10 protein-coding genes and 1 pseudogene are annotated in these 21,784 nt (G+C 35.5%); 4 read left to right on the top strand and 7 right to left on the bottom strand.

Annotated features, from left to right (window positions below; all coding sequences use genetic code 11):
• Positions 1-20 precede the first annotated feature (20 nt).
• Positions 21-2,966, top strand: a complete 2,946-nt coding sequence (locus AC6ER9_RS06135; RefSeq protein ID WP_497073911.1) for a bifunctional [glutamine synthetase] adenylyltransferase/[glutamine synthetase]-adenylyl-L-tyrosine phosphorylase — start codon at positions 21-23, stop codon at positions 2,964-2,966.
• A gap of 1,878 nt (positions 2,967-4,844) precedes the next feature.
• Here AC6ER9_RS06135 and AC6ER9_RS06140 read toward each other — a convergent pair.
• Positions 4,845-5,494 (bottom strand): annotated as a pseudogene (locus AC6ER9_RS06140) (LbetaH domain-containing protein).
• Between the two features lie 1,372 nt (positions 5,495-6,866).
• Here AC6ER9_RS06140 and AC6ER9_RS06145 point away from each other — a divergent pair.
• Entirely contained in the window at positions 6,867-7,697 is an 831-nt protein-coding gene (locus AC6ER9_RS06145; protein WP_497073912.1) for an outer membrane protein, read from the top strand.
• A 1,439-nt stretch (positions 7,698-9,136) separates the two neighbouring features.
• Here the strand turns inward: AC6ER9_RS06145 and AC6ER9_RS06150 are convergent.
• The 5 genes from AC6ER9_RS06150 to AC6ER9_RS06170 form a co-directional block, all read right to left on the bottom strand.
• Positions 9,137-10,027: a metallophosphoesterase family protein gene (locus AC6ER9_RS06150; protein WP_497073913.1), complete on the bottom strand. Its 891-nt coding sequence runs from the start codon at positions 10,025-10,027 to the stop codon at positions 9,137-9,139.
• Between the two features lie 907 nt (positions 10,028-10,934).
• On the bottom strand, positions 10,935-13,031 hold the full coding sequence (locus AC6ER9_RS06155) for a glutamine amidotransferase (RefSeq protein ID WP_497073914.1): 2,097 nt from the start codon (positions 13,029-13,031) through the stop codon (positions 10,935-10,937).
• Entirely contained in the window at positions 13,028-15,826 is a 2,799-nt protein-coding gene (locus AC6ER9_RS06160; RefSeq protein ID WP_497073915.1) for a DUF4159 domain-containing protein, read from the bottom strand. Before AC6ER9_RS06160 ends, AC6ER9_RS06155 begins: the two co-directional genes overlap by 4 nt.
• On the bottom strand, positions 15,823-16,734 hold the full coding sequence (locus AC6ER9_RS06165) for a DUF58 domain-containing protein (RefSeq protein WP_497073916.1): 912 nt from the start codon (positions 16,732-16,734) through the stop codon (positions 15,823-15,825). The genes AC6ER9_RS06160 and AC6ER9_RS06165 overlap by 4 nt, the downstream gene beginning before the upstream one ends.
• A complete protein-coding gene (locus AC6ER9_RS06170) occupies positions 16,735-17,766 on the bottom strand; it encodes an AAA family ATPase (RefSeq protein ID WP_497073917.1) in 1,032 nt (343 codons plus the stop codon).
• A 247-nt stretch (positions 17,767-18,013) separates the two neighbouring features.
• Between AC6ER9_RS06170 and AC6ER9_RS06175 the strand changes: the two genes are divergently transcribed.
• A complete protein-coding gene (locus AC6ER9_RS06175) occupies positions 18,014-19,264 on the top strand; it encodes a CCA tRNA nucleotidyltransferase (RefSeq protein ID WP_497073918.1) in 1,251 nt (416 codons plus the stop codon).
• Positions 19,265-19,989: 725 nt separating this feature from the next.
• On the opposite strand, the gene AC6ER9_RS06180 is transcribed toward AC6ER9_RS06175, so the two are convergent.
• On the bottom strand, positions 19,990-20,466 hold the full coding sequence (locus tag AC6ER9_RS06180) for a tRNA (cytidine(34)-2'-O)-methyltransferase (protein ID WP_497073919.1): 477 nt from the start codon (positions 20,464-20,466) through the stop codon (positions 19,990-19,992).
• Between the two features lie 768 nt (positions 20,467-21,234).
• Between AC6ER9_RS06180 and petA the strand changes: the two genes are divergently transcribed.
• Positions 21,235-21,783, top strand: coding sequence for a ubiquinol-cytochrome c reductase iron-sulfur subunit (gene petA, locus AC6ER9_RS06185; RefSeq protein WP_497073920.1), 549 nt, complete (start codon positions 21,235-21,237; stop codon positions 21,781-21,783).
• Position 21,784 lies beyond the last annotated feature (1 nt).

The raw sequence follows: 21,784 nt of genomic DNA on the forward strand, positions 1-21,784 counted from the left end.
GCAATAGAAAGGAAGGCAAAATGCTTTTCAAGGGAGTGCAAGCAAAACAAGCTTTTTTAAAAACACAGCTTCTCCCTTTATGCCCTCTCAATGAAAGTGGTTCCCAATGGTTAAAAGACATGGAAGAACAAGCAAAGAAAGAAGGTTTAGAACCGCTTGTTTCCATCATTTTAGAAAATGGAACGCAGATTAATTTTATCCGTGCGGTTATGACTTTATCTCCTTTTTTGCGTGAGGTTTTAATTGCCAATCCATCCTATCTTAGTCCTTTATTGCATGTTGATATAGAAACAAGGCTGAGCGAAATTATCGATGATATTACGGTTATTGATCAGGATAAATCTATAAATGAAACTTCATTGATGGCTGCTTTAAGGCGTAAAAAACGAGAGGTGCATGTCCTCATTGCTTTAGCTGATTTGAGTGGTGTTTTTACTTATGAAGTTTCATGTGCCTGGTTGACGCGTTTGGGTGAAGCTGCATTAGGTGTAGCATTACGTTTTCTCTTAAGAGAAGCACATGATCATGGTAAGATCAATTTGCTGAGCCGCGAGAATCCAGAAAAAGACTGTGGTTTAATCATTTTAGGGATGGGAAAATTAGGAGCAGGAGAACTTAATTATTCTTCTGATATTGATCTTATTGTTTTCATTGATGAAACGTCCCCTCATATTGGTAATCTTTCTGAAAGTGTCGACGTATTTTCTAAAATGGTACGCAGATTAATCCGTATCATTCAAGAGCGCACTGTTGAAGGATATGTTTTTCGTCTTGATTTTCGTCTTCGTCCAGATCCAGGATCAACACCTTTGGCTTTACCAGTAAGGGCTGCCTTACGTTATTACGAAGGGCGTGGACAAAATTGGGAACGAGCCGCTATGATTAAAGCACGTCCAGTTGCTGGCGATAAGAGAGCAGGTTTTAACTTTCTTAAAGAGCTTTTTCCCTATGTGTGGCGAAAATATTTAGATTATGCTGCGATTGCTGATATTCATTCGATCAAACGTCAAATTCATGCGCATAAAAGCTATGGTCAAATTGCTGCTTATGGCCATAATATAAAGCTAGGTCGTGGTGGTATTCGTGAAATTGAGTTTTTTGTTCAAACACAACAACTTATTGCTGGTGGACGTTTTCCTCAATTACGTGGACGTCAGACAGTTGCAATGTTAGCGGAACTTCACACGCTTGGTTGGATTAGTGAGAAAACGAGAGATAGTCTTATAAAAAGTTATGCTTTTTTAAGAAATGTGGAACATCGTATTCAGATGCTTGCGGATGAACAAACCCATCTTCTTCCAAATGATATTTCTCAATTCACGAGTGTTGCTTATTTAATGGGCTATCACGACAGGAAAAGTTTTACCCATGATTTATTAAAAACACTTCAGGTTGTTGAAAAACACTATGCAGCACTGTTTGAGAATGAACAAGAACTTGGTTTAGAAATTGGCAATTTAGTTTTTACAGGAGAACAGGATGATCCGGAGACATTAATAACATTAAGCCGTTTAGGTTTTGAAAGAGCGAGTGATATTTGTCGTATTATGCGCACCCTCCATTGTGGTCGTTATAAAGCAACGCAATCGGCTGAAGCACGCGAGAGATTAACAGAATTAACCCCAGCTCTTTTGAAAGCTTTTGGCTCAACAAAACGAGCTGATGAGGCAATGCTGCGTTTTGATAGTTTTTTACAGGGTTTACCCTCAGGAATTCAGCTTTTTAGTCTTTTGCAGTCTAATCCCTCTCTTTTAGATATGCTTGTCCTAATCATGGGGGCTGCGCCACGTCTTGCGGAAATTATTACACGCAGATCTCACGTTTTTGATGGAATGTTAGACCCCAATATTCTTTCAGAATTACCGACAAAAACCTATTTAGAAAAACAGCTTGAATATTTTCTTGAAGATATTCTTTCTTATGAGGAAATTCTTGATCATTTAAGGATTTTTGCAGATGAACAACGTTTTTTGATTGGTATTCGAATTTTGAATGGTACCATTACAGGAGAAAGAGCAGGCTTTGCTTTTACTGCGCTTGCTGATCTCATGATTACAAAAACATTTTCTGCCGTTCAAGAAGAGTTTTCTCGTCTTCATGGCCGTATTAAAGGCGGACGTGTTGGTATATTGGGAATGGGGAAGCTTGGAAGTCGAGAATTAACCGCGGGTTCGGATGTTGATATCATTTTGCTTTATGAACACGATGATGATGCAGAAATATCTGATGGAGAAAAGCCTCTTTATATCTCTCAATATTATACGCGTTTAGCACAGCGCCTCGTTTCTGCTTTATCCACACTGACAAGCCAAGGTGTTCTTTATGCCGTTGATTTAAGGTTACGGCCCTTAGGCAATAAAGGACCTATAGCTGTTTCTTTTCCATTTTTTAAAAAATATTATCGTCAAGAAGCATGGATATGGGAATATCTTGCTTTAACAAGGGCTCGAGGGATTACAGGAGATTCTGATTTTTTAGAAAAACTAGAAAATGAAGTGTGTACAATTATTGCACTTTCTCATAATAAGAACGAAGTTGCAAAAGAAGTCTGTGAAATGCGCTCTTTGATTGCAAAAGAAAAGCCACCTAAAAATCAATGGGATTTTAAAACGATGTCTGGTGGCATTATGGATTTGGAATTTATCGCTCAATTTGCTCTTATTACGCATGTCATTAAGTTTCAAATTGGAGCGACGACAGCGGATATTTTAGACCACTTACCGAACAGTTTTCTTAATCAGTCATGTATTGCTGATTTACATTATGCCCATCGTCTCTATACAAATTTGAGTCAAATTATACGGCTATGTTTAAATGATTCCCTTGATCCCAATGATATGCCTCCTGGATTAAGTGATCTTTTGCTAAATAGTGTTGGAGAACCTGATTTGCTTCGTGTTGAAAAATTAATTGCAGAAACTGGGCAATTGGTCAGTTCAGTTTTTACAAAAATTATGAAATGCTAAATATATTTTATAATAGTTTTATGAAAGCATTGAATGTAATTTTTAGATAAAACATAAACAGATATTATAGAATAATAAAAACTGCTTATTCCATTTTTATATATTAATTTTGATATTTTATTATACGCTGCAGGGTTTGAGAGAGTGAAAATTTTTATCTATTAACTTCTTAAGTATGATGAAGAATTTGTCTATTAAATGAGCTCATTATAGGCATTATTCTTTATATAAAATACAATAATGTCGTGACACCCTTTTAATGAATAATACGCGTTTCATGAATCTTAGCTCATGGGTATGATAAAAGCATAGATCATTTTCTTTATGAAGGGGGATTATAAATAAAAATAAAATAAATATCTTGAATGAAGTTATTTTATATAAATCCCTCCTTTATACGTGATTCAATTGACCATTTTTATGTAAGGTTACTATGTGTGAATAGAGCATAAAAAGCAAATTATGATGCAAATATTTATAATGTATGTGTCATTAAAATGAAATGAAAAGCAGCTATCATTCATAACAGTTCATAAATTTTATGATACGTTTTTATCATTCACAAATCGCATTATTAAAAATTTAGACATTAGAAATTATCAAGAACATATGTTTAAAGTTTACACCTTGTTTTAAAGATTGTTTTGTTAATCGCATGATAAAAACAAAATTAACGGTTACTAAAATTGGTGAGTGTAAAGTTTAAAGATGTTATAGCAATATTAGATCATTCTATAAGAGGACAATCATTTGAAGCGATTATAATTTATAGGTTTAATTTATAAAGATTATATAAAAGGATTTAAAGACAGATACCATCATCACAACAAGTATGAAATTCAAAACATTATATCCTATGAAATCAAATAAGATCGATCCAAGTTTGGATTGAATGATTTTGGTTTCCTAAAAATTGGGAGCAGCTATTGAGACAAAGATAAGCAGCAACATTCAAAACTATTGCAATATCATAAAGACATAGGATTTTTCTAAACTTTTAGAAAAAATTATAATGTTTAAAGATAACGTTCTCAAAATGGGGGTTGTTAATATTGCCAACTCAAAATTGAGCCGGCTCATTTGCAAAGAAGTTAAGTTTGAAAAAAGTGAAAAGACGTATAACATTTCTAAATGAACGTTTAAAAAATAAAATGAGATCTTTATAAGAAACGTTTAAAACCTTTTTTATAACAATTATAACTGAATTATCGTTTGCTCTTAAGAAAATTTTTTCTATCAAAAAACGAAGATCTAGATTTTACAACAGAGCAAATCTTAAAAACCTTACATTTTATAAAAGCGGTTGTTTCTTTGTTGTATGAAAAACTGCTTTTAAAAAACAATGCTTGTAAATGTGAAAAACGAGTTTTATTATAGATATTGACTTAATAGGCATTTTCTCTTGAGTGTCTTGATAAGGCTATCAAGCGTTTTGATTTTAGAATATGTATTATTTTAGTTCACTCAACACTATTTTGAGTTTAATGTTTTAAAAGAAGTATTTTGATAATCTGCTTTGTTTCAAGTGATCACCTCAAATATGAGGGCGTTATTATTGATACGCTTTATAGCTATAACAAGTGTTTATAGTCTCTCTCATTCAAATGAATGCTCTCAATAGCATATCCATCATTTATGTTCTTTTTATAAGTTCTCATCAATAGAATAGAGCGTTTGCAATATGATATGTTTTGTATATAGGTATTCATTATTGATTTTATTTGTATAAATTATTTGCGTTTCTATTTAAAAGCCGCGTCATATCAATTGGCACGGCTTTCTTTTTAGGGTTCTCTCTTTATATGATACGTTTTAAACAATGCATCTTATAATACGTTTATAGCCATAAAGAAGGTGCCCCGATACCTATTATTGGTTCTATTTATCAATCTTGGTAATGTCATCGCTTTTATAGACCTCATCATTATCAGGAATCAATCTGATCTTACTTTGTACATCTATTTTTGCATTGCCATAAGCACGATCCAAGATTTTGATATAACCAGAGATTTTCGCAGTCCCATAAACAGAGCCATAAGCCTCACAAGATCTATCCACGCTAGTATTACCATAAACCTTGCCATAAATTTTTGCACGATCATAAATCCTTGCATAATGATAAACCCAAGCGTTATAAGAAAGATGCACATTGTTATAAATATGCGCATCAGCAAGAAGGTGGACACTACCACTTACATGAGCATTGCCATAAACGAAAGTATGGTCATAAATTATTACATATTCAGAAATAAAAGCTTTGCCATAGACCTCAGAGTTTCCATAGGCTTGACCACAGATTTCAGAATAGTGATGTATTGTTGTATTGTCATAAACCCGAGCATCATCATATGCTCAGCAATTGCCATCATGAGAGAAGTTTACTTCCTTTTCAATAAACCCCTCTAAATCCCTCACCTTCATATCATCAAAATCTCTTAAAACACGAATGCAATAAAGATTTATAATATTTCGAGTAAGAGCATGTTTATTTTTTTGATTTTGTTGGTTAATTCGTATTTTTTAGACATAAGGATACCTTCACAATCTAATGTGATAAAGATTCGCTAAAATTTGTAATGGAAAATTTGGAAAGCAGATGCCCCCCACAGTATCGTTATTTATTCTGCTTTTTTAAATGGTTGACACATCACAAATGAGATTTCACCATAAGGGGAAAGACGTTCTATATAAGCATTCGCTTTTGTATCACCACAAGCATTTTTAGTTACAATAGCTATGCCATAAGCACGAGCATATTTTATTAAATATGCACATGATTGATAATTTTTGCACTATCAAAAGTTCTCACATTATCATAAACATGAGCATGAGCAAAAACCTTGGAAAAATTGTAAATCTTGGCATATAGTCACTAACACCAGCATTGTCATAAAACTGTGCATTATCATAAATGCGACCAGTTTTTACAACATAAGCCTTATCTTCAATCCAGCAATTGCCATTATGCGATAGGTTATCTTCATTTTCAATAAAGTCCTCTAAATTACCAGCTTTGATATTAGAAAAGTCTCTGAATGCTTTAATGCAATAAAAGGTACAGTTACTTAATATACGTGTCTCATTTATCAGTGCAAATTTCTTTTTTATGGCATAGTTTCTTTATAAAGAGATTAAATTTTTTAATGAAAGAATTTGGTTAGAAAGCAGGTGTCTCCGCACCACCCGTGTATTCAATTACGCAGCTTCATTTTTTCAGCCCTAGAATGTTGCGACAGACTTTGGTACATAAGACAGGTCCATAAGGGCCATTTTTATTGTACAATTTTTATTCACATACTCAACCCGCTTTTAACGTGCAAGTAAGTGATTTTAATTGTTTCAACATCAGAGAGATTTGAAATAAGAGGCTCTTATGATAATGGGATTTCTTTTTCAATATACAGAATAGTAAATTAATCATTATAAATCAATATGTTGAAATTAAACAGCAGTATACACGATACATTCATCAATTGAGAGATATTCAATACAAGAATATGTGCAAGAGTAATTTTATCGCATAGATTTAGATAAATTCTTATAAAGATTACGATTGTTTCTTATTTCTCATTACACTCATATTAGCAAGATATTTAAGGAATTAAGGTAAAAATCTTTATAGATTATATCTCTCATTTTTTTTAATTTATATTAGAGTTATTTATACAGTTCTGGATAATAATGGTTAATATGAAGATATAAAATTTAATAGAGAGAAAAATTTTATAAAACTATAAAGAATATTTAAATTTTTTTTACAATATTATTAAAAAAATAACTTAATATTTAAATATAAAACTTATTTTTTATAACTATGTCATTTTTACTATAGATTTTTTTTAAAAAGTATGAAACGATTTATTATTATTTATAATCACATTAGCTTTTAGAGGAGCAATTATGATTACTAAGTATTTAATCTCAACATCTATCTTTTCTTTAATTTCAATTTCTGTATTACAGGCAGCAGATGCCGTTGTTTCTGAACAGCCTGTCCCTGTTATTACAGCACCTTCTTTTTCTTGGACAGGGTTTTATCTAGGAGGGCAGATTGGTAGCTTTTCAAGTAAAATGGCTGCAAGTTATTTAGCTGGTGAGACTGCTGGAAAATGGGAGCCAATTCCAAAAGAAAGTTTACCTAAACCTTCTGGTTTTATGGGGGGAGTTTATGCAGGCTCCAATATTGATATCAATAATGGTTTTATTATAGGTATTGATACGGATATTATGTGGTCTGATAAAAAGAAGACGAAGGATATCGCTACACCGAAAAACAGCCAAGCTGGAACAACAGAACAATCTTCGCACAAAAAAAATTCAATGAGAGATTCTCATGAAGATGAATCTCCAGTGTCGCCTGTTAGGGCTGTACGTCATACTTTAAAACAAAAATGGTCTGGTGCTACGCGGGTAAAAGTTGGTTTTGCGATTGAGCGTACGATGCCTTATCTTTCCGGTGGGATTGCTTATACGCAGATTCAGAATATTTTTACGACAGTAGCTGATAGCAGAAGTAGAGCAATTGATCTTTCTGATTTGTTTCATGATGAAAAAAAGACCATGATTGGTTATACCCTTGGAGGGGGTATTGATTTTGCAATGACTGATAATGTTATTGTGCGTGCAGAATATCGTTATTCAGACTTTGGTAAGAAGAAGTTCATACATGATAAATTTGAAATGGACTACAAGACAAACGATTTTCGCGTGGGTGTCGCTTATAAATTTTAATTTTTTGCAAAATTAAACAATTTAAAAGTCTTATTTTCAAATAAGGCTTTTATTTTTCAAATAGGTGTTAAAAAATATTATTTTACTTAAAAGAGATACTGTTTTATTCGAGCAATAGTTGGATTTATAAAGATAATTCACTGTTTTGCATGTGAAATGAGAATTCCGAATATCGTGGAATTTCTTCATTTCAGACCTATCCCAAGTTGAATCAATTAAAATGATTTTCTTGTAAATTACAGGCGGGGGGCGCGTGAGTATTATAAAAACATTAAAGAAAAAATAAAAATGCTTCTTGCGAACTATTCTAAATGCCAAAGGCAATTGGTCACATTAGGGATTGGCAAAGTGTATAATGATACTGATTTGCTTTTTCATAAACGTAAAAATACGATGTTCTATAGATTTTATCATTAAATCATTCATGGGAGCCGCCATGAAATGGGTTTGGGTAGCAAAGATGCTTTTTAAAAACAAACGTGTGAATTGGCAATCTAATGGTATTCTGTTTTATTTGAAAGACTTCTCATACAATTAACTTTTTCATTTTATGTTATCATAAAGTATTTCATTTAATAACAACAAAATTTGCAAAAAAAAAATTAAAAAGCACATAAAAATACACCCACACCATAACGCGATAATAACAAAAAAATATAATATAACTTTTTATTATTATTGGATATTTTATGCTCTATTATAGCTAAAAAATTATCGCAATATAATAATTATAAAGAATATTATAAAGTAATTTATAGGAAAAAATAGATAGAAAACTAGGAACTTATTAAGATATAAAAAACATTATTATCTATGCCTATTATTGAAATAGAAACTGTTATTTTTCAAATATGATATAATAACTATCGAGTGATAGAGGAGGATTATTTTACCTCTATTTAACATAAATTAATCAACATCATTTGTTTATGAGTTACAAGGAGAGGTAGTTATTGAAATTATATGTTTTAGTTTTCATTAGGTTTTTTATCGTCATTGATATTTAGGTATAGAAACTGAATGAGCTTCTCTATATGTTCTGTAAAATATCGTTACGATAGGGGTATAAGGATTTTACACAAGAGATGCTTTGAGGGGGGAGCCGATGAAATGCAAAGCAAGATTTGTAGAATTTTATCAAATAAATTACAGGCGTAATCGGCAGGTGGAATCTGTACAAAAAGAATCCAGATTATTTATAGATCAAATAGGGTAGAAATCTTCATCCTTAAGAATGAGAAGGCAGTAAACCAATGAATTTGTAAAGTTAGTCACATAATTAGGGTTAGCCAATGGAGCTTTCTGAGAGAAATTTATTGATCAACAAAGAAAGTACAATTTTGTTTTGTTAAGAAGAAGAGAGAAATAAAATTATGACTGAAAGGGATATGAAGTGAAAATATTGTTTGGGGGGAGAAACTTTAGATGTGTCTAAGCATTTAAAGATTAATTGTTTCAGTACAGGCAATCTCATTTTGAGGGTTAATAATGCTATAACGTTGTAATTGGCAGTGCCATTGATTTTGTAAGTGTTCAATAGAAAATAAGTTAAAGCCTGCGGGTGGTTTTTTATCACCAAAAGCTTGTGATGCGGAAGGAACACCAACAACAGGAATTTTCTTCATTGGTCCTTCAATGTACTTCAATGTAGGTAAATGAGTATGTCCATGAAGAATAAGTTCACAACCGTGATGCTTGATAACGTCTAGAAAGCGCTTTGTATCCCGTAATTTTTTATACCAAGAAGTTGCTTTGGGAAAGGGGGGATGGTGGATCATGACGACACGAAAAAGGTTGCGCTGTGCTGCTTCATTCAAAAGATGTGGTAACGTTTGCGCTTGCATTTTACCAAAATAACCAGAAGCTTGAAAAGGAGGGGTGGCGATGGCTGAAGAAGCTGCTATGATGGCAATATCTTTGCGAATGCGCATATAAGGAAAAGGAAAGGCGCTGGCTTGAGGCACGTCCCCTGTGATCCAAGGTTTAAAGAGAGTACATGCTTTTTGCAGGGCTCCACGGACATAAGCATCATGATTTCCAAATGTCAAAGAAATATCTTGAGGGTGTCCTAAAGTAAGGAGCCAACGATGCGCTTGTTCAAATTCCTTATCGAGAGCAAGGTTTACAAGATCGCCAGAGATCACCAGATGATCAGGTTTTGTTGTGTTCAAGGCATCTATTAAAGTTTCGAGGACATTTGTTGCCATTTGGTTCTTACGTTTTTTTTGCCAATTTAAGTAACCAGTAAGGCGTTTTCCAGAAAGTTCTAAAAGAGAAGGTTTTGGGAGAGGGGAAAGATGAATATCCGATATATGGGCAAGATAAAACATAAAAGCTCGCAGAATATTAAAAATATTTTAAAGGATAAACATAAGATAAGTTGCTGCTTAAAGGCAAGAAGGATTGTAAAATGAAAAATAGCTTGTTAAAAGTATGAGAAAATTCTTTGGAAAATTGATGCTGAATTGTATTCTTTATAAAAAAGGATAGCGTAATACACCAGATCATTCTTGGCAATCGATATATCTTTTGTATGATGGGATGAACCGTAAAACGATGATCATAAAGTTTTAAAACTTTTAAAACAGCTTTTATACGACCTATATTATCATAAAAAATCTAATCACTCAGTGAAAATGCAAAAGGATCTATTGTATTTATCAGAAGTTTTTACAATTTTGCGCTGTCATATATTGCTTTTAATGAGTGAATGTTTTTCATGCAAAACGGAACGCCTTAAGCGGAATATTTCAAATAAAATATCCCAAATAAAATATCATTGCGTTGTACATTCACATATTTGTTTTAAAGAAATATTTTTCAGTGCGCTTGATTTCATTTCACGAAAATTCTTCATTGCTATGAAAAGTTTCGTTTATAAGACTTATTTATGCACCACCACCTTTACACTTAACAAGGTGCTCACCAAAACCATTATACTATCCCATCTCAATCTTATAAAATTCTCGCTTTAAGAGGATTCATAAGAGATATTTCATTGTCTTCTTCAATGGTTTTTATCCATAGAGCTCCCCTTTCTCATGATATGTAAGGGAGCGATTTTTATTGATTTAATAGGGAAAAGATCTGAAATAAGAAAAACTTATTGTATGTGCAGTTATTATTCAATATAAAAACTATCATTTAAAATCAAATGGTTCTTTAATTAAAAAAACAAATAAACACACAAAAAGATAAGCTTAATTTTAAAATTACGCGACAAAATCTCAAGACTTTTTAACGGCCTTCACGATACCACATGCTGCTCAACAATAATAGGCAAGCAAGAAGTGCAAAAAAACCAGAAAATATCGAAAAATAAAAGCTATTGATTAAACGCGTTTCTGTTGCTTCTTTCAAAACAATTGAATGCGCTGGAGAAGATAAAGGTTTTGTTTGTGATTGAATGAGTTTGAGTGGAGGAAGATAAATGTTTTCTTTTCCCTCAAGGTGTAAACGTCCAATGTAACCACCGGTGTGTTTAACAATGGAGGCTAGTTTTTCCTGTGTTGAAATTAAGTCAAACAATTCAAGATTATCCAACATCCCGACAGAAGAAAGAGTTGTTAGATGCCCATTTTTAATAGTAAAAATCCCTGTTTCATCCGTGGCTACAGTTGCACTGAAGAGCCCTTCTTGCTCTTTAGTAAGAACGATCCTTTGTTTTTTTCCAGAAGGAAAAGTTATTTCAGCAGGTTCTGGATGGTCTTTGAGGGTTTGACGGCGAATTGTTAAATGATGATGGCTGCTGGTCGCGCTTAATTTTTCTTCCTCAAGTTCTGGTTCCTTCATGAGCCAATGGGCAATTCGGCGATAAAGAGCTGCATAAGGACCACCACCTTCAAAACCTCGTGCCCAAAGCCAACTTTCATCGGAAAGCAACATGCCTACACGGCCTTTATCAACATGGGAGAGAAGTAAAAGCGGTTGTTCATCGGCTCCTTTCATGAGGGCGATCCCGTTGTTTATGTTTTGAATAGCAATTTGTCGCAGCCATCGACCCCACTGAGAAGCTGGATAAGCAGGGGTTGCAAGATCCCTTGTAACAGGATGGCGTTCACCTTCTTTGGTTAATGCGGGGCGAAAAGGTTTTTCAATAATAGTTCCATTAGGCAATGCCGGTAGAATGCTTATTAAAGGTGTTTTCGCAAGTGAGTTTTTTTGAGTAAATTCAGGTCCTGTTACCATCAATAACGCACCACCCTTTTGTACATATTGGGCAATATAATCATAATAGATTAAGGGCAGAACATCAGAGTGTTGGTAGCCATCAAGAATAATGAGATCAAAGTTATTAATCTCTTCAACAAAGAGCTTTCTTGTGGGAAAGACCACCAGTGATAATTGGCTTAAGGGCGTATTATCTGCTTTGGTGGGGGGACGCAAAATAGTAAAATGAACAAGATCAATATTGGAGTCACCTTTCAAAAGATCACGCCATGTCCGTTCTCCATTATAAGGGGCGCCTGAAATAAGAAGAACGCGTAAATTTTCTCTGACTCCCTCAATCGTTGTTATGGCGCGGTTATTTTCAAAGCTTAGTTCACCTTTGTAAGGTTTAGTGGTCGCTTGGATAATATTTTTTTCAGCATGAGGCAGAGTAATTTCAGTTTGAAAAATAATGCCAGAAGTTACAGAATAATGGCCAACTTCTTGTCCATTAACACTGAGTATAATATTGGCTTTTTGTGGTATCGTTTTTTGAGAGGCTCCTTTATCTTCTACCAAAATGGAGAGCCTTTGTGGTTTATTGACAAGAGCAAAGCGTGGAGGAGAAATAAACTTGATTTGACGATCAAATTCATCTGAGCGTCCTGTGATCAGAGCATTGAGAGGTGCTTCATGATGAAGCTCTGATAGGTTAGGAATGTCATGCACTTGCCCATCAGTGACAAAAATGGTGCCTGCATAACGAGAGGGTGGGATATCAGAGAGTGCTTGTGTTAAAGCATCAAACAAATTTGTTGAGGGGGCATATTGATTATCAGCTAGTTTTCCAGCTTCAATAAAACGTGGTTCAAATTGTGGATAATGTGCCAATGCTTCGGTTAATTGTGCACGCGCTTCATCCGTATCCTTTGTGCGTGTTCCCAATGTTTGACTTTTGCTGTGGTCAATGACAATCCCTACCGTGCTTTTCAGCGGTTCGCGCTGTTCTTTTATAATCATTGGATTGAGCAAAGCAAGAATAAGGCAACTCAATGCCATTAGACGCAATAAAGATCCTTGACGCTTTGTAACAAGACCAACAACGACAAAAAGAATGGATATTCCGCTTAACAGCAGAATCCAAAAGAGGGGTAAAAAAGGCTGAAAAGTTAAAAATGGTATCATTGCCTTCTTTCTCTTTTAAAGCGTTCCAAGAGCGCTGGAACATGAACTTGGTCCGCTTTATAGTTTCCAGTAAGGATGTAAAGGACAATATTTAAGCCTGCACGAAATGCCCATAGACGTTGCATCGGATCATTGGGAACGAGGGGATATTTCCATGTTCCTTTTTCATCAAGCGCCCAAGCCCCAGCAAAGTTATTTGCGGTGATGAGCAGGGAACTTACATTATCGCCAGAGCTAAGAGAATTTTTATTTTTTTTGTTCGTTGATGAGGATTCAACCCATAAAGGTGAACCACGGTAGAGACCAGGAAAATCAGGCATAATATAAAAAGAACGTGCAACAACATGATCTTTTGAAGCTGGCTCAATGGAGGGAATGTTTAACCCTTTTAAGATGGTTCGTAATCTTTGCGTTTCTGGAGTGGTATCTCCTTCAAGATTAAGATTGCTATTCATTTGATCGCGCGTATCAAATAAAATTGTTCCTCCATGTTTCATAAAGTTATTTATTTTTTCAAGGGCTTTAGGGGTTGGTATAGGACTCTTAGCATCAATTGGCCAGTAAATAAGAGGATAAAAGGAAAGTTCATCTTTATCGAGATCAAGAGCTGTAACAGAGCCAGGGGTAAGCATTGTACGTTCTGCGATAAATTGGCTTAAAGCTTCCAGACCACTTTTACTCGTTGTATCAATTTCATGATTGTTGGTTATAACGTAGGCAAGGTGTGTTGCACCAGCGGCTTGCACACTATCATGATGATTTTCTGTCGTTTGTGCATGCAAAGTCGGGTCATATGAAAACAAGACAATAAAAATGATGAGAGGGAGGAGAAACATATTACGCCGTTTATTAAAAGAAAAAATACCTCCCATCCATAAAATGAGAAAATTATCAAAGGCGAATAATAAGAGAGCTAATCCTAAAAGAGGACCGATAAGATTTTTTTCTTTTGTATCGTAAGATAAAGGGCTTTTGTTAAGAGAAGTTGGCAATGATGATTGTTTCATCAAGCGCGATGAATAATTTAAGAGATTAAGCGCATAAAAATTGTTTTTGATACCATAAAGTCCTGGGGGCGTATGATAAGAAGGGTGGGGCGGATTTTGAGCATCAAGGACCAGAGGAATAACATCAGAGGGCGGTACTTGTAATTGTCCGTCAGACGCTATGGTTCGCCAAGGGTTTTGTACCATTGTACTTTTTTCTCGATATGCTGAATTTGTGTTTTCAAAAGACCCTAATGTGATCAGTTTTGGCAACATTTGTGCAAAAAAGCCAGAAAGAGGAAGATTAGACCATGTAGGATCAGGAGCAACATGAATGAGAATGAGGGTTCCTTTACCACGCTTTGCTGCGGTAATAAGAGGGGTTCCATCTGAAAGGCTAAGCCATGTTTTTTCAAAAAGATCTGGGGTTGGTTCTGCGAGGATTTGGCGCGAAACAGTAACTTCTTCTGGAAAAGGAAGATCAAAGAAAAAACTATTTTTTGTAAAAGGTGCAAGTTTTTGCGGCTTTGTCCAAGACATAATACTTCCAAGGGAACGTTGACCTTGACGCAGTGGTACTGGAAGAAGGCTATCGTAATGTTCTGCGCTACTGAGTTTTTCTCCTGCAAAGCGGATGAGTGTCCCTCCTTTATTCACAAAATCAGAAAGCTTTTTTTCTGCTTTTTCAGGGATATTAACCATGTCACCCATAATGAAAACAGATGGATTTTGTTTAAGCAAATGATCAATATCCGTTGAAAGCTCTCTTCCACCGGCTGTAATAAGCTGTGTATGACCTTGTAAGGCTTTGATAATATAATAAAATGGCGCCAGTAAAGGTTGTGCCATTTCATTGGTATCGGGGGAGAGAAGAGCAACACGGCTTATTCTGCTATGACTGTCTACTAAAAAGGTTGCAGCAGCATGGTTTTGGTTATTGATTTTTATCCAAGCAATATCATTGCGCAGTTCAAGGGGAACATCAAAAGGAACAAGTGCTGTTGTTTCACCTTCAGAGAAATTTTTCGTGAATTGACCGAGCAGTTGATTATTTGAATCGTAAAGGCTGAGTGTCGCGGGCGTTGTACCACGTGTTGTTGAGCGGATAATACGCGCGACCATATTTCCATCGTTATTTTCTATGGATGTTATGCCAACTAAATCAGAAATATCAGCCAAATACCATAAAAACTTTCCAAGTTTTAATTCTTCAAGAAGTGCAAAAGCTTGCTCATCTTCATTTGTTTGTAATCCATCACTTAAATAAACAATATCAAGAGGTTGTCCGTTAGTTGTTTCCTTGAGTTTTTGTAAGGCATGCAAACGGTTGACAGGCCAAGGACGTGGCTGCAAATGCATTAAATGCTTCTTTATAATCTTTGCTGGTTGAGGCTCCACATTGGAGATATCATTTTCAGCTGTAGCAACAAGATAAATATTTTTTTGCTGTTTTTCTGCCTGAGCAAGGATCGTTTCAGCGATAGAGATGCGTTTTTTCCATTCTTTTACAGATGCCCAACCATTATCAATAATAAGTGCAAGGGATTGAGATTCAGAAAAGCTTATTGGTTTTTGATTCAAAGTGGGGCGGGCCAAAGCTATGATAACAAATGCCGCTATGATTAAACGCAACAAAAGTAACCACCAAGGCGTATGTTTTGCTGTTTCCTGCTGATGTGTTGATTTAGGTAAGAACCGTAGAGGAGGGAAAAGCTCTTTACGCGCAGATGGAGGGGTTATCCGCAACAGCCACCAAATGACCGGTAGAACCAAGAGTCCTAATAACAGAAAAGGAGCAGCAAAACTCAAAGTGCTCTCCTTTTTTGCAAGGGAAAGTTACCCATTGTATTTGCAAGATGCAAAATGGTTTCTGTTAAAGGTTGATCTGTTCTGCTAACGTGATAAGACCAGCCTTGACGTGCGCAAAAATTTGCTAATTCTTGTCGCCGTGCTTGATAGAGCTTACAATAGTTTTTACGAAGATTTTCTGCTTTTCCACAAATGAGTTTTTCTTTCGTTTCAGGATCAAAAAACTCTGTACGACCTGCGTAGGGAAAGTTTTCTTCTGCGGGATCAGCAATTTCAATTAAATGAGCTGTCACTTGTTTTGTCGATAAAGCCGTTAAATGTTGGATGATTTTTTCAGGATGGTCGAGAAAATCACTCATTATAATGGTATGTGAAAAGCGCGTAATCGTTGAAAAATCAGGAAATGAATTTTCATCTGAATGATTTTCTAAAGCAAAAGCTATTCGCTCTACAACATTAGATGTCATTGTGGGGGGCATTAAATTGGGAATAGCAATATGTTCGCCACTGCGTGCAAGAAGTGATGCTAAGGCAAGGGTCAGAATAATGGCATGATTACCTTTAGAGATTTTAGAAAAACGCGAACAGTAATGCATTGATGGGCTCTGATCGGGCCAAAGCCAAATAGTTTGTGTCACTTGCCATTCGTGTTCACGCAGATACGTATTTTCATCACGGGCTGAGCGACGCCAATCAATACGGGTAATGGATTCTCCTTCCATATAAGGACGAAATTGCCAAAAATTTTCCCCATTACCACGTTTACGTTGACCATGCCATCCGGTTATCAGTGTATTGGCGATATGACGCGCTTGTAACAAGAAATATGGCATTTTGCCAATATCCTTATGCAGCTTTTTTGCCAGCGACAATGGAGGTTTTTGTAAAACTTTTTTGCCAATAGCCATTTAAAGAGCATCTTTCACAAGCTTATTGATAATATCTTTGACAGTTATATCTTCAGCACGGGCAGAAAAATTAAGCGCCATACGGTGTTGTAAGACAGGATAGGCCAGTGCTTCAACATCATCAAGTGAGGGGGCTAAACGCCCATAATAAAGAGCACGGGCACGAACACAAAGTGAAAGGGCTTGTGATGCGCGTGGACCAGGCCCCCAAGAAACATAAGTACTGGCAAGACTATTGTCTTTATGAGGACGGGCTGAGCGGACAATTTTTAAAATAGCTTCGACCACATTTTCTGAAATAGGCATTTTACGAACGATATTTTGAATCTTTTGCAATTTTTTGGCGGATAAAATTGCTTTTGCATTTGATTTTTTTTCTTTTGTTGTTTCTAAAATGATCCGCCGCTCTGTTGTAAGGTCAGGATAGTCAATATCAATTTGCATCAAAAAGCGATCGAGTTGTGCTTCAGGAAGTGGGTAGGTTCCTTCCTGCTCAAGAGGATTTTGCGTTGCAAGAACATGAAACGGTTGAGGCAAGTCATAACGGGTTCCTGCAACGGTTACATGATATTCTTGCATAGCTTGTAAAAGAGCCGACTGGGTGCGTGGAGAAGCACGATTGATTTCATCAGCCATGAGAAGTTGCGTAAAAATAGGACCTTGAACGTAGCGAAAAGAACGTTTTCCTTCTTTATCGGAATCCATAATTTCAGAACCAATAATGTCGGATGGCATTAAGTCGGGGGTAAATTGGATCCGTTTTTCATCAAGCCCTAAGACGGTTCCCAATGTTTCAACAAGACGTGTTTTAGCAAGTCCTGGAGCCCCAACAAGAAGAGCATGACCACCAGCAAAAATAGCGATTAAGGCATATTCGATGACATGACTTTGTCCAAAAATAACTTTGTCAATTTCTTGTTGTAGGATATCTAATTCTTTGTGTGCTGTATCAATATCTCCAATAATGACTTGGGCATCATGATTGGTATTGACCTTTTTTACAGAATTAGATGACGGATCACGGTGACTCATATTTCTTCCTTAAGGCGTTTGGCGCAAAAATGGTAATTTTCTCTGTATGATAATGGATATTTTATTGTTTGTAACAGAAAATAAGAAGAAAAGAAGCATCATATGTCGTTTTTTTTCATATTTGTCTATAAAGGGAAAAGTTTCTTTGGAGAAAATAGGCGCGTTTTATAAGGGGTGTCTTAAAAATTTTATTTTATGAAGAGAGTTTTTTAAGACAAGGTAAACAACTTTTTTGAAAGGTTAAAGGGTGAATATAAGGCAGAACTTCAAACAGGTTGCGTGGTTACAAAAAAATGATATCCAAACACTTCTTCGTATCTTATCTTTAGAGGGGGAAGAGGCGCGTATTGTAGGGGGAGCGGTACGCAATCAACTGCTAGGTCAGCCTATTAGTGATATTGATATTGCGACAACCTGCTTGCCGCAACAAGTTATAACGCGTGTAGAAAACGCAGGATTTAAAGCTATTCCTACAGGGATTGCTTTTGGTACCATAACAGTAGTTACGCATTCATGTTCTTATGAGGTCACAACGCTTCGCAGCGATATTGAGACGGATGGTCGTCATGCAAAAGTAGCTTTTGGTCGTGATTGGAAAAAAGATGCTGAACGGCGGGATTTTACGATAAACGCGCTTTATTGTGATGCGGATGGCAACCTTTATGATGACGTGGGAGGTTTGAATGATATTGCGAGCCGAACAGTTCGTTTTATCGGTGTTGCAGAAAATCGTATTAGCGAAGATTATTTGCGTATTCTACGGTTTTTTCGCTTTTTTGCGTGGTATGGAGCAGGGCGACCTGATGGGCAAGGATTGAAGGCATGTGTTCGTTTAAAACACGGTTTAAAAAAACTTTCTTCTGAGCGTATTTGGGCAGAAATGAAAAAGCTTCTTTTGGCTTGTGATCCAACACGTGCTCTTTTATGGATGCGACAAAGCAGAATTTTGTCACTCATTTTTCCTGAAACAGAAAAATGGGGCATTGATGCAATTCACGCATTGGTAAAAACAGAACAGATGCTTGGTTGGAAAGTTGATCCACTTTTACGACTAGAAAGTCTTCTTCCTCCTGACTCTATACGTCTTCATGACATGGCACAGCGCTTGCGTTTTTCCCATAAAGAAACAACGCGGTTAAAGGAATGGGTAGAATTAGAAATAATAAGCCCAAACTGTTCTGATCATTTTGTACAAAAACTGCTTTATTTTCATGGGAAACAGCCGGTTTTAGATCAATTATCTTTGTCTGTTGCTGCATCACATGTCTATACTCTAGAAAAAAAGGATGTTGTGCAAAAAAGAGAAGATTATCTCAAGCTTTATCAACTGGCTCAAAAATGGCAAATTCCAACTTTTCCCATTAATGGTAATGATTTAATAAAAAAGGGTTTTTCAAAAGGTGTCCTTTTAGGAAAAAAGCTTAAAGAGCTAGAAATGATATGGGTTGAAAGCGGATTTTTAATGGATCGCCATACATTATTAGAAAAAATTGATTGATAATATTGTTTGTTTATAAATGCATGAGTTTTTACCTGTTAAGTTAACATATTCATTGATAATAATTTGTCATTATTCACATGAAATAAGAGTGCCGAATATCAGGTTATCTTATAGTCTGTTCATATTAAATTAATCACAATGACAGTCTTAATGTGTCATAAGCGGGGAAGTCGTGTGAAAAAAACGATTATAGGGAGGAAAAATGCCTCTTATGACTCAACTCAAAATAGGGGAAAAACTTTTGAGCGATCACAGATTGTGAAGAAGCTGACTTGCATATTTATTAAGTATGAGAGAGGAGGATGCTCAACGGGTTTTTGACTATGCACGAGGGATATTTATATCATTGATAGGCGTGGTACGAAATGGATGTGATGGATCTAAGAAAAGTTTATTTTAACAAGTGTATGAATGAGCAATACAATGGCGTTTTGTACTTTGTGATAAAGTGACTTTAGTTAAGTTTTTTTCTTATTTTTGAGCATTATAAGCTTATCGCTGTTTATTTTTCAGCACTTGATTATTGGAAAATAGCAGATATTATATGCTTTAACTGTTATTTATATGATAGCTTGTAGGCTTTATTCCAAGAATATTATTGAAAAGTATGTGCTTTTAAGATTTATAAAATTCTTGAAAGGTGAATTTTTTCTACTTATTTGAAAACCAGAGTTCATGCATTTTGATCATTCTATTCAAGCTTTGATAGAATGATTATGTTTTTACAGATGACAGTTTCCTTCATAATAACCAATTTGGCGCAGTGCTTCTCCTGTTGTTATGGCTACGCTCATAGCAAGATTGAGAGAGCGTGCCTGTGGTTGCATGGGAATTTTCAATGTGTAATCGGCAGATTCATGAACATAGTCGGGGACTCCAGCTGATTCACGACCAAAAAGTAAAACATCATTTTTCTGGTAGCTTATCTGCGTATAGCATGTTTTTGCTTTTGTACTTAAAAGCAAAATACGGCGGTTAAAGTGTTTCATGGAGCTTAAAAAATGTTGCCAATCAATATGTCGTTCTAAGGAAGCATATTCGAGATAATCCAATCCTGCACGTTTGAGATTACGATCCGACAGATTAAAGCCTGCGGGTTCAATAATGTGTACATGTAAACCAAAACAAGCACTAAGACGCAAAATCGTTCCGGTATTACCAGCAATATCAGGTTGGAAAAGAGCAATATGAAGTGTCATGTTCTCTGTAGTACGATTTTTTTTTCGACTTTGTAAAGAAGCACTATAATTTATTCGAAAAAATATAGTTGAGAAATATATAGCTTTCGCATTTAGCTTTTATGCACGTTTTAAATTTCAGGAAAAAAGTTACGGTCAAAGATTTTTTTGAGATGAGAGAGAAGCTTCTATTATGAACTTCCTTTGATTGAGCGATCCATAAAATAGATTAGCTCACTATAGTGAAAAGTACGATATTCAATTTATGGTAAAAAGTAGGATATTTAATAGAATATTTAAAGAGGTTGGATCATTCGTTCTAGTTAAAATCGACAAAAGATGCTGTTTATGTATCAAGAGGAAACAGAAAAAGTACTCATGCTACAACGAGTTGAGTTTGGGAGATGGAGAGATAGTATCAGTTTATTAAAGAGTTAGCCAATAAATTTAAACTTATTGGTTGAGATTTGATGATAACAAGACAAATTTTTGAAGAGTGTTTGTTTACACACTCTTTCCATTTTTATCACATCAGAGAAGGGGGATGATTGATTGAATATGAATAGGTTTGAAATAAAAGAAAATAAAGGTATTTAGGGATTATACTTGTTCTTTAAAATGAAAAATTATCATTATAAATCAGTTTCTTTTATAACTCGTATAAATGGTACGTTTGTTTGACGGAGATATTTTCATGGGGGAAGGCAACGAAGTAATCTAAGCATTGTACAATAGAAGAGGGTATGATAAAAAAATAGTTTAGCAAAGTATCTCTTTAAAGTTAAGGCAATGGGTGAGCAGACGAGACGGGATTTTCTGTTTTTGGTAACGGCTGTTGCAGGAGCCGTTGGGATGGGGGTGGTTGCGTGGCCTTTTATTCGTCAGTTGCGTCCAGATGAAGCTGTTCTGGCATCCTCTTCCGTTGAGGTTGATCTTTCAGGTATTGAAGAGGGGATGTCGGTGACGGTAAAATGGCGAGGACAGCCTGTTGTTATTCGAAACCGTACGGCAAAAGAAATTGCTGATGCACGTGCTACGAATTTAAATCTTCTAAAAGATCGTCAAGCCCGCAATCCTAATCTTGGAGGAGAAAAAGAAGCGACAGATTTTGCACGTTCAGCAGGTAAAGGGCGTGAAAATTGGCTTATTGTCATTAATCTTTGTACGCATCTAGGTTGTGTAACACTTGGGAAATCGGGTAAATTTGGAGGGTGGTTGTGCCCGTGTCACGGGTCTGTTTATGATACCGCCGGAAGAGTGCGATCAGGTCCAGCAAACTATAATTTAGCTATACCACCTTACCAATTTCTTTCTGATACTTTGCTCAAAATAGGATAAG

It is taken from the genome of Bartonella sp. SL317 (genome assembly GCF_059687655.1).